This is a genomic window from Paracoccus sp. IB05, from assembly GCF_016405985.1.
Classification (GTDB): Bacteria; Pseudomonadota; Alphaproteobacteria; order Rhodobacterales; family Rhodobacteraceae; genus Pseudogemmobacter.
Genome location: NZ_JAEFCF010000022.1, coordinates 58,561 through 72,289 on the forward strand (window position 1 = coordinate 58,561; position 13,729 = coordinate 72,289).

14 protein-coding genes are annotated in these 13,729 nt (G+C 63.7%); 12 read left to right on the forward strand and 2 right to left on the reverse strand.

Annotated elements, in window-relative coordinates:
* The first annotated feature begins 36 nt into the window (after window positions 1–36).
* From JC607_RS15085 to JC607_RS15110, 6 genes are all read left to right on the forward strand, one after another.
* Window positions 37–297, forward strand: coding sequence for a hypothetical protein (locus JC607_RS15085; protein ID WP_198837726.1), 261 nt, complete (start codon window positions 37–39; stop codon window positions 295–297).
* A 136-nt stretch (window positions 298–433) separates the two neighbouring features.
* On the forward strand, window positions 434–1,621 hold the full coding sequence (locus JC607_RS15090; protein ID WP_255532518.1) for an ABC transporter ATP-binding protein: 1,188 nt from the start codon (window positions 434–436) through the stop codon (window positions 1,619–1,621).
* A gap of 161 nt (window positions 1,622–1,782) precedes the next feature.
* Complete coding sequence (locus tag JC607_RS15095) at window positions 1,783–2,706, forward strand: branched-chain amino acid ABC transporter permease (protein WP_198837727.1); 924 nt, start codon at window positions 1,783–1,785, stop codon at window positions 2,704–2,706.
* Window positions 2,703–3,692, forward strand: coding sequence for a branched-chain amino acid ABC transporter permease (locus JC607_RS15100; protein ID WP_233092926.1), 990 nt, complete (start codon window positions 2,703–2,705; stop codon window positions 3,690–3,692). Before JC607_RS15095 ends, JC607_RS15100 begins: the two co-directional genes overlap by 4 nt.
* Entirely contained in the window at window positions 3,689–4,447 is a 759-nt protein-coding gene (locus tag JC607_RS15105) for an ABC transporter ATP-binding protein (protein ID WP_198837728.1), read from the forward strand. The genes JC607_RS15100 and JC607_RS15105 overlap by 4 nt, the downstream gene beginning before the upstream one ends.
* Window positions 4,447–5,145, forward strand: a complete 699-nt coding sequence (locus JC607_RS15110; protein ID WP_198837729.1) for an ABC transporter ATP-binding protein — start codon at window positions 4,447–4,449, stop codon at window positions 5,143–5,145. Before JC607_RS15105 ends, JC607_RS15110 begins: the two co-directional genes overlap by 1 nt.
* Window positions 5,146–5,166: 21 nt before the next feature.
* On the opposite strand, the gene JC607_RS15115 is transcribed toward JC607_RS15110, so the two are convergent.
* Window positions 5,167–6,150, reverse strand: a complete 984-nt coding sequence (locus JC607_RS15115; RefSeq protein WP_198837730.1) for an AraC family transcriptional regulator — start codon at window positions 6,148–6,150, stop codon at window positions 5,167–5,169.
* A gap of 299 nt (window positions 6,151–6,449) precedes the next feature.
* On the opposite strand from JC607_RS15115, the gene JC607_RS15120 reads away from it, so the two are divergent.
* The 3 genes from JC607_RS15120 (at window position 6,450) to JC607_RS15130 (ending at window position 9,499) form a co-directional block, all read left to right on the forward strand.
* Complete coding sequence (locus JC607_RS15120) at window positions 6,450–7,688, forward strand: flavin-dependent oxidoreductase (RefSeq protein WP_198837731.1); 1,239 nt, start codon at window positions 6,450–6,452, stop codon at window positions 7,686–7,688.
* 65 nt (window positions 7,689–7,753) lie between these two features.
* Entirely contained in the window at window positions 7,754–8,230 is a 477-nt protein-coding gene (locus JC607_RS15125; protein ID WP_233092927.1) for a cupin domain-containing protein, read from the forward strand.
* 99 nt (window positions 8,231–8,329) lie between these two features.
* Entirely contained in the window at window positions 8,330–9,499 is a 1,170-nt protein-coding gene (locus tag JC607_RS15130) for an ABC transporter substrate-binding protein (RefSeq protein WP_198837732.1), read from the forward strand.
* 82 nt (window positions 9,500–9,581) lie between these two features.
* Here JC607_RS15130 and JC607_RS15135 read toward each other — a convergent pair whose 3' ends face one another.
* The gene (locus tag JC607_RS15135) at window positions 9,582–10,298 is read right to left on the reverse strand and encodes a LuxR C-terminal-related transcriptional regulator (protein WP_198837733.1); all 717 of its coding nucleotides are present in this window, start codon (window positions 10,296–10,298) and stop codon (window positions 9,582–9,584) included.
* Between the two features lie 326 nt (window positions 10,299–10,624).
* On the opposite strand from JC607_RS15135, the gene JC607_RS15140 reads away from it, so the two are divergent.
* The 3 genes from JC607_RS15140 to JC607_RS26080 are packed head-to-tail and all read left to right on the forward strand — an operon-like array spanning window position 10,625 to window position 13,663.
* Window positions 10,625–11,845: an acyl-CoA dehydrogenase family protein gene (locus JC607_RS15140; RefSeq protein ID WP_198837734.1), complete on the forward strand. Its 1,221-nt coding sequence runs from the start codon at window positions 10,625–10,627 to the stop codon at window positions 11,843–11,845.
* Between the two features lies 1 nt (window position 11,846).
* Window positions 11,847–12,386, forward strand: coding sequence for an NAD(P)H-dependent oxidoreductase (locus JC607_RS15145; RefSeq protein ID WP_370584820.1), 540 nt, complete (start codon window positions 11,847–11,849; stop codon window positions 12,384–12,386).
* Between the two features lie 32 nt (window positions 12,387–12,418).
* On the forward strand, window positions 12,419–13,663 hold the full coding sequence (locus JC607_RS26080) for an alpha/beta fold hydrolase (RefSeq protein ID WP_198837736.1): 1,245 nt from the start codon (window positions 12,419–12,421) through the stop codon (window positions 13,661–13,663).
* Window positions 13,664–13,729 lie beyond the last annotated feature (66 nt).

The following is a 13,729-nucleotide window of genomic DNA, read 5'->3' on the forward strand; positions in this document are numbered from 1 at the left end:
TTCCTGCGCGCGCTGTTCAATTCGGCGGTGATCGGGGTGCTTTCGATCCTGATCATCATGATCCTGGCGGTTCCCGCCGCCTTCATCTGCGCTGCCCGCGATTTTCATGGCCGCGAATTGCTTGAGGGCTGGATCCTGTCGACCCGGATGATGCCCGCACTGGTCGTGGTGCTGCCGTTCTTTCTGCTGTTTCGCAATCTCAACATGCTCGACACCATGCTGGCGCCGATCGCGATCCTGCTGATCGCAGCCCGGAAAAGCCTGATCCGCGGCATGACCTTTGGCGCCGTCGGGTGACCGACCACCTGAAGGCACAGGGGCCAGCCCCCGGCCGCCCGCAAATGGAGTCCCGCAAATGGAGTAATGAGGCCTGGCGCGTATCGAAATATCCAATGTCACCAGGCTGTTCGGCAGCCATTCCGCGCTGAAGGATCTGTCGCTTGATATCCAGGACGGTGAGTTTCTGGTGCTGGTCGGCCCGTCCGGCTGCGGCAAATCCATATTGCTGCGCATGATTTCCGGGCTGGAAAGCATCGACGGCGGCGAAATCCGCATGGATGGCAAGGTGGTCAATGAGCCTGAGGCCCGCGACCGCGACCTCGCGATGATCTTCCAGACCTGCGCGCTTTTCCCGCATAGGACGGTGCGCGAGAACCCCGCCTTCGGGATGAAGCGGCGCAAGATCGCCAAAGCCGAGGCCGAGGCGCGCATCAACGCGGCGGCAGAGACGCTTGCGCTATATGGAACGCCGCCCGCTGCAGCTTGCGGGCCGGCAGCGCCAGCGGGTCGCCATCGGCCGGGCGCGGGTGCGCGAGCCGAAAGCCTTCCTGATGGAGGAGCCCTGGTCAATCTCGACACCAAGCTGCGCGTGCATATGCGGACCGAATTCCTGCGGCTGCGCGAGATGCTGAAGACCACAACCCTCTATGTCACCCATGACCAGGTCGAGGCGCTGAGGCTGGGGCACCGGGTCTGTGTCATGTTCAACGGCAAGATCCAGCAGGTCGCTCCCCCTGATGAGCTGTTCAACAACCCGGCAAATGTGTTCGTTGCGGGCTTTATCGGCACGCCGGAGATGAATCTTGCCATGGGAGAAATCCGGGGGGACCGGCTGCGCCTGGGGGCGCCGGACTTCCCGCTGCCACCCGGGACCGCCTTTAACCAGCTTTCCGGTCCCAAGGTATTTGTCGGCATCCGCCCGACCGATTTCCACAGCCGGGCCGAAGAGGATAGGCTCCGCCTCACCATCCGGCCCGGCCTCGTGGAAAAGCTCGGCAGCGAAAATATGGTGCGGTTCGAGGTGGCGGCGCGCGGTGCGCAGGCCGGTCTCTTTGCGGGCTCGCCCGATGCCGACAAGACCCCTGCGCGGGGCGTAACCGGGCGCTGCGAATTCACCGCAGCGCTGCCCGGACGCACAGCGGTCACGGTGGGTCAGCGGCTTGAGCTGCATCTTGCCCCTGGCCGGGCCGGAACGCCGCGCCTGCCATCCCCCCGAAGGCAGGCGCGGCCAGGCCGTTTTGCGCGTGCCGCGCCCGGGATTTTGCCTCCGGAACGAAATAACCGCCCTTCCGGCGCCCTGCCCGCATGTAAAAAATTGCGCGCGGGGCCGCATTCCGATTGAATCAAGATGTTTCGTATATAAAATAAATTGCAGAACCGGCGCGGCATGACGCTGGAAAAGACTGCAAACAGAGAGGAAGCCTTGATGATCAGAGCTTGCGGCGATCCGGCCGGGGCGCGCGCTCCCTGTGGCAAGGCGGCCTCCAGGCAAGGGGGGGTCGTATGAGCACCTTGCTTTTGCTGCAGGTCATGAATGGCGTTCAGTTCGGGATCCTCCTGTTCCTCGTCGCCGCCGGCCTGACGCTGATCTTCGGGATCATGGATTTCATCAACCTGGCCCATGGCGCGCTTTACATGGTCGGGGCCTATCTGATGGCGACTTTTGCCGCGACGACCGGCAATTTCTGGCTCGGCCTCGCGCTGACCCTGCCCGCGATGCTGGTGCTGGGGTTGCTGTTGGAGCTGGGGATCTTCCGAAAGCTCTATCAGCGACCGCATCTCGATCAGGTGCTGGCGACCTTCGCGCTGGTGCTGATCACCTCGGAACTGGTCAAGATGATCTGGGGTGCGGCGCCGCTGAACGTCCCGATGCCCGAGAGCCTCTCGGGCTCGGTGCCGCTGGCCGGGCCGATGCGCTTTCCGGTCTACCGGCTGGCGATCATCCTTGCGGGGCTCGGTCTCGCGCTTGGGCTCTGGTATGTGATCGGGCGCACAAGGCTCGGGATGCTGCTCAGGGCCGGGGCCTCGAACCGCAATATGGTCTCGGCGCTTGGCGTTGATATCTCACGCCTTTTCACGGTGGTCTTCGCCTTTGGCGCCATGCTGGCCGGGTTTGCAGGGGCCATTGTCTCGCCCATCCTCTCAGTCGACCCTGGGATGGGAGATTCGATCCTGATCCTTGCTTTCGTGGTGATCGTGATTGGCGGCGTCGGCTCGGTCCGGGGCGCCTTTATCGCCGCGCTGCTGGTCGGCATCATCGACACGGTCGGGCGGATCTTCGGACCGATGCTTTTGAAAATGGCCTTTGATCCGGCGGTGGCCAATCAGCTGGGCCGCACCCTTGCGCCCATGCTGGTCTATCTGCTGATGATCGCCATTCTCTGCTGGCGCCCGAACGGGCTTTTCGGTCGGAGCCATGCCAAATGACCCAGACCCCTTCGCAAATGCCAGCCAAAGGCGACCCCCGCATCCGCATCGCGCTTTGCATTTTCGCATGCCTGGCCATCGTGCCGCCGCTCCTGAGCCTTGTCGGGCTGGACTACTACACTTCGGTGGTCACGCGGATGATGATCTATGCCATCGCCGCGCTGTCGCTGGATCTGATCCTGGGCTATGGCGCGCTGGTTTCCTTTGGCCATGCCGCCTTTTTCGGGATCGGCGCCTATGCGGCGCTGTTCCTGCAAACCAGGGGGATCACCGATTTCTTCCTCCATCTCGCGGGGGCAAGCCTTGCGGCCACCGCCTTCGCGCTGGTGACCGGCGCCATCGCCTTGCGCACCCGCGGGGTCTATTTCATCATGATCTCGCTGGCCTTCGGCCAGATGGCGTTCTTCTTCTTCATCTCGCTCTCGGCCTTTGGCGGCGATGACGGGATGAGCCTGTCCCGCGCCACCCTCTTCGGGCAGGAATTGCTGCGCAGCGAGGTCACGCTGTTCTATCTGGTCCTCGTAATCCTCGTGGTCATCTTCGGCTTCCTCTGCCGCCTGACCCGGTCGCGCTTTGGCCGCGTGCTGATCGGCACCCGCGAAGACAGCCTCAGGATGGAGGCGATCGGCTACCGGATCATGCCCTATCAGATGGCCGCCTATGTGATCTCGGCCGTGATCTGCGCCATCGCGGGGGTCTTGATCGCGAACCAGCTGCAATATGTCTCGCCAACGCTTTCAAGCTGGCAGCGTTCGGGCGAGTTTATCATCATGGTCGTGCTGGGCGGCGTCGGGAACCTCGTCGGGGCGCTGGCCGGCGCCCTTCTGACCATCGGTCTGGAAGAGGCGCTCGCGCGGTTCTCGGAACATTGGAAGCTCTGGTTCGGCATGCTGCTTCTGGCGGTCGTTCTGTTCTCGCCCGGTGGCCTCACCCGTCTTGTGGAGCGCGTCAGCGGGCGCATCACCGGCAAGGGAGACGACAGATGAGCCAGCCCCTGCTTGAAGTCACGTCACTGCGCAAATCCTATGGCGCGCTTGCGGTCACCAATGACGTTTCACTGAAGGTCTTTCCCGGTCAGATCCACGCGATCATCGGGCCGAACGGGGCGGGCAAGACCACGCTGATCTCGCAGCTTTCCGGCCAGCTTGCGCCCGACAGCGGTGAGGTGCGTTATGATGGCGAGGTGATCACCCATCTCGACATGGCGGGGCGGGTGCGGCGCGGCCTTGCGCGGTCGTTTCAGCTGACGCGGATCCTGCCCGGGCTGTCGGTGCTGGAAAATGTCGCCATTGCGGTTCAGGCGCGGACGGGATCCTCCTTCCGCTTCTGGCAGGTTGCCGCCCAGGAACGCGCGCTGAATGACGAGGCCATGGCCTGCCTGACCGAGGTCGGGTTGGGCCCCCAGGCGATGCGGCTCGCGCGCACCCTGTCGCATGGCGAGAAACGCCAGCTTGAGATCGCGATTGCGCTGGCGACAAAGCCACGCCTTTTGCTGCTGGATGAACCCCTTGCCGGCACCGGCCCGGAAGAGGCCGAGATCCTTATCGCGCTGATGCTGCGGCTGAAATCCCGCGTCACCATGATGCTGATCGAGCACGATATGAGCGCGGTGTTCCAGCTTGCCGACTTTATCTCGGTGCTGGTTTACGGCGAGATTGTCGCCGGCGGTACGGCGGAAGACATCCGCAATCACCCGAAGGTGCGCGAGGCCTATCTGGGCGAAGAAGAGGAGGGCACCTGATGCTGCTGGTCGAGGATCTCGAGGCCTCTTATGGCGACAGCAAGGTGCTTTTTGGCATGTCGCTTGCGATTAACAAGGGCGAAGTGGTCACGCTTCTGGGCCGTAACGGCATGGGCAAGACCACGACGATCAACACGATCTTCGGCCTGGTAAAACCACGCGGCGGCCGGATCTCGGTGCATGGCCGCGATGTCGCCGGCCTTTCGCCGCATAAGATCGCGCGGATGGGCCTTGGGCTGGTGCCCGAGGGGCGGATGATCTTCCCCAATCTCACCGTCGCCGAGAACCTGATCGCCACCGCCCATTCCGGCGGAAAGAAAGGCAAATGGACGCTTGAGCGCGTCTATGGCCTGTTTCCGCGGCTGAAAGAGCGGGCGTCGAATATGGGCAACCAGCTCTCGGGCGGCGAACAGCAGATGCTGGCCATCGGGCGGGCGCTGATGACCAATCCCGATCTTGTGGTGCTGGACGAGGCGACCGAGGGGCTCGCGCCGCTGATCCGCGATCAGATCTGGGACTGCCTTGCGAAACTGAAAGCCGAAGGCGAGGCGATCCTTGTCATCGACAAGAATGTCGATGCACTGACCCGCTTTGCCGACCGGCATTATGTCGTGGAAAAGGGCCGGGTTGTCTGGTCCGGCACCACCCGGGCGCTGAAAGACAGCCCAGGGATAAAGGATCGGTTTCTCAAGGTCTGAGGCGGGTCAGCGCCCCGTAAGTCAGCGCTGTGCGTGGCGGCGCGACAGCTCGGAGGGCGGCGCCCCGAAGCGGCGGCGGAAATCGGTGGCGAAGGCGCCCAGATGGTTGAAGCCAAAGCGCAGCGCCAGATCGGTGATGCCATTTGGTGGGCAAAGACCGGCCTCGATCTCGGCGCGCACCCGTTGCAGGCGCATTTCTTTCAGGGCCGCCAGCGGCGTGGTGCCGCGCTTTTCGCGCATCAGCCGGTGCAGGCTGCGCACACTTGTCCCAACTGCCTGCGCTATCGCCGCCGGATCGATCACCTGGTCGAGATGGCTGGCCATGAACGCCTCAGCGCGCAAAAGCATCCTGTCACTTTGCGACCTGGTGTCCTGCGACCGGGCAGCCGCCGGCATATGGGCTTTCAGCGCGCGGGCGATGGCGCCGGTCAGGCTTTGCTCCAGACCAAGCGCCAGCGGGCTGTCGCCGACCAGCACCCCGGATTCCAGTTCCGTCAGAAGATATTGCGCCAGCCGCCACAGCTGCGCCCCTTCCGGCGTGGCCAGCGAAAGACTGCCCGAGGGCAGCGGCCCACAGGCCAGCGCCGCGATCTGCGGCGCGCTCAGATCGACGATGAGCATCCGGCTGTCCTGGGAGAAATCCAGATCCAGCCCGGTGGGCGCATCGACCACCTGGGCCTCAAGACCCGAGCGGAAGCTTTCTTCCCCCCGTCGTCCGCTGCGCGCAAGGAAGGTGCCCCCGACCGGGATCTGCAACAGCGAAATCGCCCGGTCCGGCGCCACCCTGACCGAAGCGGGCGCCCCCAGCCGCACCGCCGTCAGCCCCAGCCCATTGACCCGCTGATGCAGGATCTCGGTCCGGTATCCGCGCCGCGCCTGACCCCGCACCCGGCAGGGGCGCAAAAGGTCAGACATCACCGCCTCGAATTCCTCGAGCGAGCTGCTGCGCTTCCACAAAGGCGGCGGCGACAGAGGCGGCAAGGGCGGCGGCGGCAAGCTTTGCATTAACGCGATCAACCGGGTCAGAGAGGGGCGGAATTTATTTCAGGCTTATAGTTTCCGACGGCAATTCAACCATGGGCCGGGCGGCTTTTGCAAAAGCTTTCTGCACCGGATGCCGCTGACCGCGCGTGCCTTCTGCCGTCTCACGGGCCTGCCTGCGGGAAAAAGCGTAGCAGATGGCGCTCTGCTGATAGTCTGGCGCTGTGGCGATAGCTGGCGCGGCCCCCACCCTCAAGCATCGGCCCAAATGACGGCCGCAGGCAATACCAGCAGGCAGCCGCGACGGGGAAGTGAGGAAAGACATGACTGTATTGGTGAGTGGGGCCGGAATTGGCGGGCTGACGCTGGCCCTGATGTTGCAGGCGCGCGGCATTTCCTGCCAGATCTTCGAGGCCGCCCCCGAAATGCGCGAATTGGGCGTCGGCATCAATGTGCTTCCGCATGCAATCCGCGAACTTGCCGAACTGGGCCTTTTGCCCGAGCTGGACCGGATCGCCATTCGCACCAGCGAATTGCGCTACCAGACAAGGCAGGGTCAGGAGGTCTGGCGCGAGCCGCGCGGTGTCGAGGCCGGCGGCGATTACCCGCAATTCTCGATCCATCGCGGGCGGCTGCATAATATGCTGCGCGAGGCGGTGCTGGACCGGCTCGGGCCGGGGGCGGTGCAGCTGTCGCATCGCAGCACCGGCTTCCGCCAGGATGCGGATGGCGTCAGGCTGGAATTCGACACTGGCCGGTCAGCGCAGGGCGATATTCTGGTCGCGGCGGATGGGGTGCATTCGCCGATCCGCGCACAGCTTTACCCGAACGAACCTGGCCTGAAATGGAATGGCGTCATGATGTGGCGCGGCGCGGTCGAGGCGGATGCCTTCGCAGATGGCCGCACCATGATCGTTGCGGGCGGCTTTACCTATAAGCTGGTGCTCTACCCGATCGCGCCCGGATCCGCGCCCGGCAAGGTGCTGATGAACTGGGTCGTGACCTACCGTCCCGGCGCCGAGGGCAGCCCAACCCCGAAACGCGAAGACTGGAACCGTCAGGGCACGCTGGAAGAGCTGATCCCGCATGTGCGCGCTTTTGATGTGAATGTGATCGACCTGGAGGCGCTGGTGCGCGCCACGCCGGTCTTCCTCGAATATCCGATGTGCGACCGCGATCCGCTGCCGGCCTGGAGCCATGACCGTGTGACGCTGATCGGCGATGCTGCGCATCCGATGTATCCGGTCGGATCAAATGGCGCGAGCCAGGCGATCCTTGACACCAGAGCGCTGGCGGATCTGCTGGTCGGCGCGACAACAGCGGATGCCATCCGGGCCGCCCTTGCCGCCTATGATGCGGCGCGCCGCCCCGTCACCGCCGAAATCGTGCGGCTGAACCGGCTTGGCGGCCCTGAAGGGCTGATCGACGAGGTCGAGCGCCGCGCGCCTGATGGCTTCTCCGATCTCGACCAGGTGATCACGCCTGAGGAGCGCGCCGCCATCGTGCGCGGCTATGCTTCGACCGCCGGTTTTTCGGATGACCAGACGCGGAAACGCCTATGAGGCGCAGAAACAGCTTTACACACAAAATTTTTAAATCTGAATGAGATGAAGAAGGAGACCGAAAGATGAGCACCCCGACCTATCCGCTGCCGCCCGTTCCCATGCCCCCCGCTGTGGTGGCCGGTGACGATGGCATCAAAGGCATCGTCTGGAACATTCTGGGCCAGACCTATACGCCGAAATCCTGCAGCGAAAGCTCGATGTCCTGGCATGCGGTTTTCCCGCCCGGCACCTTCGTGCCGCATCACATTCATTTCACCCAGGATGAATTCGTCTATATCCTCTCGGGCGAGCTTGAGGCCGAGGTCGGCGGCAAACTGCGCCGTGCAGGCCCGGGCGATCTGGTTGTCCTGCCGCGCGGCATTGCGCATGGGCTTTTCAACCGGTCGGATGCAGATGTGGTCGCGATGTTCTGGGTTTCCCCGACGGCAAAGCTGTGGGAAATGTTCTCTTTGATCCATAATGTGCCGGACCCGGCCGAAGTGGTGCGGATCGCCGGCTTCCACGAGCTGGAATTCGTGCCGCCCCCGGCGCTTGACTGATCAAAAGACCTGACGGTGCGCGCCCGCGTGGTGCGCGCGCCCACCAAAAAAACGGCCACAAAAAACACTGGGCGCCAACAGGCCCGATGGAGGTAGTAAATGAATAAAGTGAAAGCATCCCTGCTGGCTGGCAGCATCCTTGCCGGGCTCGCATCCGTGGCGCGGGCCGATGATGATGTGGTCCGGATCGGTCTGATCTACACGCTGTCGGGGCCGGCAGCCGTTCTGGGCGAACAGGCACGCGACGGGTTCCAGCTGGCGCTTGACGATCTGGGCGGCAAGATCGGCGGCAGGCAGGTCGAGCTGATCATCGTCGATGACGAACAAAAACCCGAAGTCGCCGTCAGCCGCGCGCGCGAACTGGTCGAGGGCAATAAGGTCGATTTCGTGGTCGGCCCGATCTTTTCCAACATCCTGAACGCCATCATGCCACCGGTCACCGAAGGTGGCGCTTTCCTGATTTCGACCAATGCCGGAACCTCGACGCTGGCGGGCAAGGAATGCAACAAGAACCTCTTCGTCACCTCCTATCAGAATGACCAGATCCACGAGGTCTCGGGCAAAGTCGCCCAGGATCGTGGCTATCAGAATGTCTATCTGCTGGCGCCGAATTATCAGGCGGGCAAAGATGCGATGGAGGGATTCAAGCATTCCTATAAAGGCGGCATTGCCGATGAGATGCTGGTGCCGCTGGGGCAGCTGGATTTCTCGGCCGAACTGGCGCAGATCGCCGCGACCGGCCCGGATGCGATCTATGCCTTTATGCCGGGTGGCATGGGCGTCAATCTGGTCAAGCAGTTCAACCAGGCCGGCATGAGCGGCATTCCCTTCCTTTCGGCCTTTACGGTGGACGAATCCACCCTTCCGGCACAGCAGGATGCCGCGCTTGAGATGTTTGCCGGGTCGAACTGGGCGCCGGATCTCGACACGCCGCAATCACTGGCCTTCACCGATGCCTTTATCGCCAAATATGACAAAGTCCCCGCGACTTTCGCGATGCAGGCCTATGATGCGGCGCTGCTGATCGACAGCGCGGTCAAGGCGGTGGATGGCAAAATGTCAGACCGGGACGGGCTGCGCAGCGCGATGGAGAAAGCCGATTTCACCTCGCTGCGCGGCGATTTCTCGTTCGGCAAGAACCACTTCCCGATTCAGGATTTCTACCTGACCAAAGTCGTGAAGCGCGAAGATGGCCGCTATGCCACCTCGGTTGTCGAGAAGATCTTCGATGACTACCAGGACACCTATGTCAATGACTGCGGATTGTAAGCCGCGGCATTGGCCCTGACGTCAAAAGACCGCCCCCCGGGCGGTCTTTTTTGCTTCTGTCCTCCGGGCCAGATCCCCGCGCCTAATGCAGAAACCCCTGGCGCAGCAGGGCAACGGCAAGGGCGGTGCGATTGTCGGCCCGCAGCCTTTGCGCAAGGCGCTGGACATATTCCTTGATCGTATGTTCGGAAAGCCCCACGGCCCGGGCGATTTCCTTGTTGGAAAACCCCTCGCAGACCAGGGCTGCGACCCGCGCCTGCTGCGGCGGCAGATCGCCCACGACACGGGTGCGCCGCACCAGCGAGCGCAAAGCGATCCCGGCGCCGCGGCACAGAAAAACCAGCTGCTCGCGCGCCTGGGGCGTGAAAGCTCCGGTGCGTTGCAGCGTGGCCGTATAGATGACGCCCATCGTCGCCGCGTCGATCGGGATCAGCCCGCACATATTATGCCCAAGCCCCCAGGAGCTGAGCAATTCACGCAACCCGCTGCGGGCCCAATCCGCCTCGCCAAGACAGGTCCGGCCATCGGTGACGGGCACCTGCGTGCTCAGCTGCCGGATCAGCGGATCATCGGTGCCGTAAAGCGTGGCGTAATCTTCCAGAAAACCACCCGGCACGCCGCTGGAATACAGCAGATCCGGCACGCCGCTGCGCAAAAGATAGATCCCCATCCCCGAGGCACCGCAATGCCGTTCCAGCGCAGCCTGACATTGCTCGCCAAGCACCGGGATCGAGGCCGCAGAAATGACACCCATCAGCTCCGCAGCACTGAGATCGGCAGAGAAAGGCGCTGCGGTCATGGGTCAGTCCGAAAGTGCGGCCGGAAGTGGCCTGCATCGCAGAGTTTCGGAGGAGAGGGTGATTCGGTCAATTCAGTCTGCAACTTTCACGATCATTCAGGTGTAAAAATTTCGCAGTCAAAGCATTCCTGCCGCAACCCTGCCACAACAGCCCCCCCCCTGTTCGGGGGGATTGAGGCGGGCCGGCCCCAACCGCCAGGATCGCCCGACAGATCGGCCAGTCACCGCCCGCGCGGCGCGTCAGGCCGATTTGCGCAGTTTTTAAAAAGCGGCCAGCCCCGGCACGGGGTGCAGATACGAGCCGCGCGCTACAGAGAGGGAACCGGATGAATATCAATGTGACAGCCACGCCGCCGACCGCGACAGAACTGATGGCGCGTGCCGAGGCGCTTTTGCCGATGATCGAGGCGCAATCGACTGACGCGGAACGGCTTGGGCATCTGACCGATGAGGTCGTGGCCGAATTGCGCAAGGCCGGGCTTTTCACCATGCTCTATCCCCGCGTGGTCGGCGGCTCTGAGATCAGCCATTTCGATGCGATGCTGATCCATGAAAAGATCACTTATGCCCATGCTTCCGCCGGCTGGTATATCGGCGTGAACAATATGGAAGGCACCACCATGGCGGTCTATATCGACCAGGCCGGGGTGGATCATGTCTTCGCGAAGGGTGTTGATATCACCATCGCCGGCAATGGCGTGCCGCGCGGCTTCGCCCGCAAGACCGATGGCGGTTACATGATCTGGGGCCAATGGGCCTATGGCAGCGGCATCCAGCACGCCGACTGGATCCATACCGGCGCCTTCCTTGTGGATGAGGCGGGCGAGATGATCATGGGCCCGGGCGGGCCGAAAGTGATCATCGCCCATCACCCGCGCGACACGATTGAACTTAAGGGCAACTGGGATGTGCTGGGGCTGCGCGCCACCGGCAGCTTTGACTACGCCGTCAAAGAGGGGACCGAAATCTTTGTCCCCGATGAAATGGTCTATGATTTTGATATCGAGGCGCCTTTGCGCGGCTCGCATCAGGGTACGATCGGGCTTGCCGGCTTCAGCGCCTGGGCCCATACTTCCTTTGCGCTTGGCACCGGGCGGCGGATGCTTGATGAGCTGATCAAGGTCATCGTCCCGCGCCGCGATGCCTTTGGCCCATCGGCCCAGAGCGCCAGTTTCAGGTTCCAGTTCGCCCAGAACGAGGCCAAGTTCCGCGCCATGCGGGCGCTGGTGCTGGAGTCCTGGAAAAGCGCCTCTGACACGCTGGAGGCCGGACAGCCGCTCAGCCAGCATCAGATGACGATGATCAAGCTCTGCCTGCGCTACAGCCATGATGTGATCTCTGACATCGCGACCTTTGCCCATCGCGCGGCGCGCGGCGCCTCGCTGCACAATACGGTCATGCAGCGGGTTTACCGCGACATTCACGCGGGCACCCAGCATATCCTGATGTCGGATCAGATCTTTGAGGAATGCGGCCGCGCGCTGATGGGCACCACCGATCCCAATGCGCCCTGGACGGTGTTCGGTGTGGCAGACGGGGGCAAATAACGTGCCCCCCGTCCTCGCGTTTTCCGCAACAAGCTGGCGCCCCGCCAGCCCGCGCCGCCTCATAGAGGCGGCGGTCGACCGGCTGGACCGGTTACACGGGATCGGGGCCGAGACCTGCGATCTGCTGGATGCCGGCCCCGGCATTGCCGCCTTTCGCCGCGAGGAGATGGGCGCTGACGCCCAGGCTCTGATCGCGCGGATCGAGGCGGCGCCCGCGCTGATCATCGGCTGCCCGGTGTTTCAGGGCGGCTATCCGGGCCTCTTCAAGCATCTCTTCGACCAGATCCCGCCGGGTGTCCTGAAAGGCCGCCCGGTGCTGATCACGGCCTGCGGCGGGGGATTGCGCCATGCGCTGGTGGTCGAACATCAGCTGCGCCCGCTTTTTGGCTTCTTTGAGGCGCTGACCATGCCCACGGCGGTCTATGCCTGTGCGCCGGAACTCGACGCGGACGGCGCCCCGACCGGGGCACTGGCACAACGGCTCGAAACCGGCGTGGCCCAGCTCGCTGCATCCTTGCGCGAAATCCGCTGCGCTGCCTGAGGCGCGGCCCCACCACTATCACAGGAGCAGACATGTCTGACCCGCTCTCAAATCAGATCGCCGGTTTTGCCCGGCAGGATCTTGTCGTGAATGGCATCCGCACCGCCGTTCTGACCCTCGGGCAAGGGCCCGATCTCGTCTTTCTGCATGGCACCGGCACCTTTACCGGGTTCGAGGCCGCGCGCCACTGGGCGGCCACGCATCGCGTGGTGATCCCCTTCCATCCCGGCTTTGGCCTCAGCGAGGATGCGCCCGGGATCACGACCATCGAAGATATGGTCTTCCATTACATGGCGCTGTTTGACGCGCTGAAGATGGAGCAGTTCGCGCTGGCGGGCTTTTCGCTTGGCGGCTGGATCGCGGCTGAATTCGCGGTGCGTCAGCCCGGGCGGGTCTCGGGCCTCGTGCTGATCGCACCGGCCGGTCTGATCAGCGAGGCCGCCCCCGCACCGGCGATGACCTCGATCACCCCGCCCGAGCTGCCGGCCTATCTGGCACATGACCCGGCAAAGATCCTGCCGCTGTTCCCCGCCGCGCAGGATCCGGCTTTCGATGCGGCCCTTGGGCGCGAGGTTGGCGGCTTTCTGAAACTCTCGGCACCCTGTCCCGAAGGGAACCCGGATCTGGCGCGCAGGCTCTGGCGTCTGACGATGCCGGTTCTGCTGCTCTGGGGGGCAGAAGACCGTTTGCGCCCGACCGGCCAGGCGCAGGACTGGCTCGCACAGCTGCCCGGGACCGAGCTTGCGCTGGTCCCGGCGACCGGTCACCTCGTCCTGGAAGAAACGCCTGAAAGCGCCGGCCTCGTGACCGGCTTCCTCGCCCGCGCCACCGCCGCCATGCCCGGCGGCATCACCGCGCAATCGGGCGCCTGGGAGGGCGTGTCCTGGAACATTCTCGGCCAGACCTATACGCTGAAACAGGCCGGGCCTGACAGCATGGCCTGGCATGCGATTTTCCCCGCCGGCACCTTCGTTCCGCCCCATGTCCATCCCGATCAGGATGAATTCGTCTATGTGCTGAGCGGCGAATACACCATCCGCCTCAGGGATACCGAACAAAAGGCCGGACCCGGCGATCTGGTGGTGATGCCGCGCGGCATCCCGCATGGGATCTTCAACCTCTCGGGCGCTGAAGCCACCTGCCTGTTCTGGGTCGCCCCGACCCGTGATCTACGCGCGCTCTTCGAGGCGATCCATCAGGTGCCGGACCCGGTCGAAGTGGTGCGCCTGGCCGCATTGCACAATATCCACTTCCTGCCACCGCCCGCCGGAGCCTGACCCCGGCACCCTCCCCCGCGCCGGGGCGGGAGGGGGGACGGCCAGGATCCGGCGAAAAAACAAAAA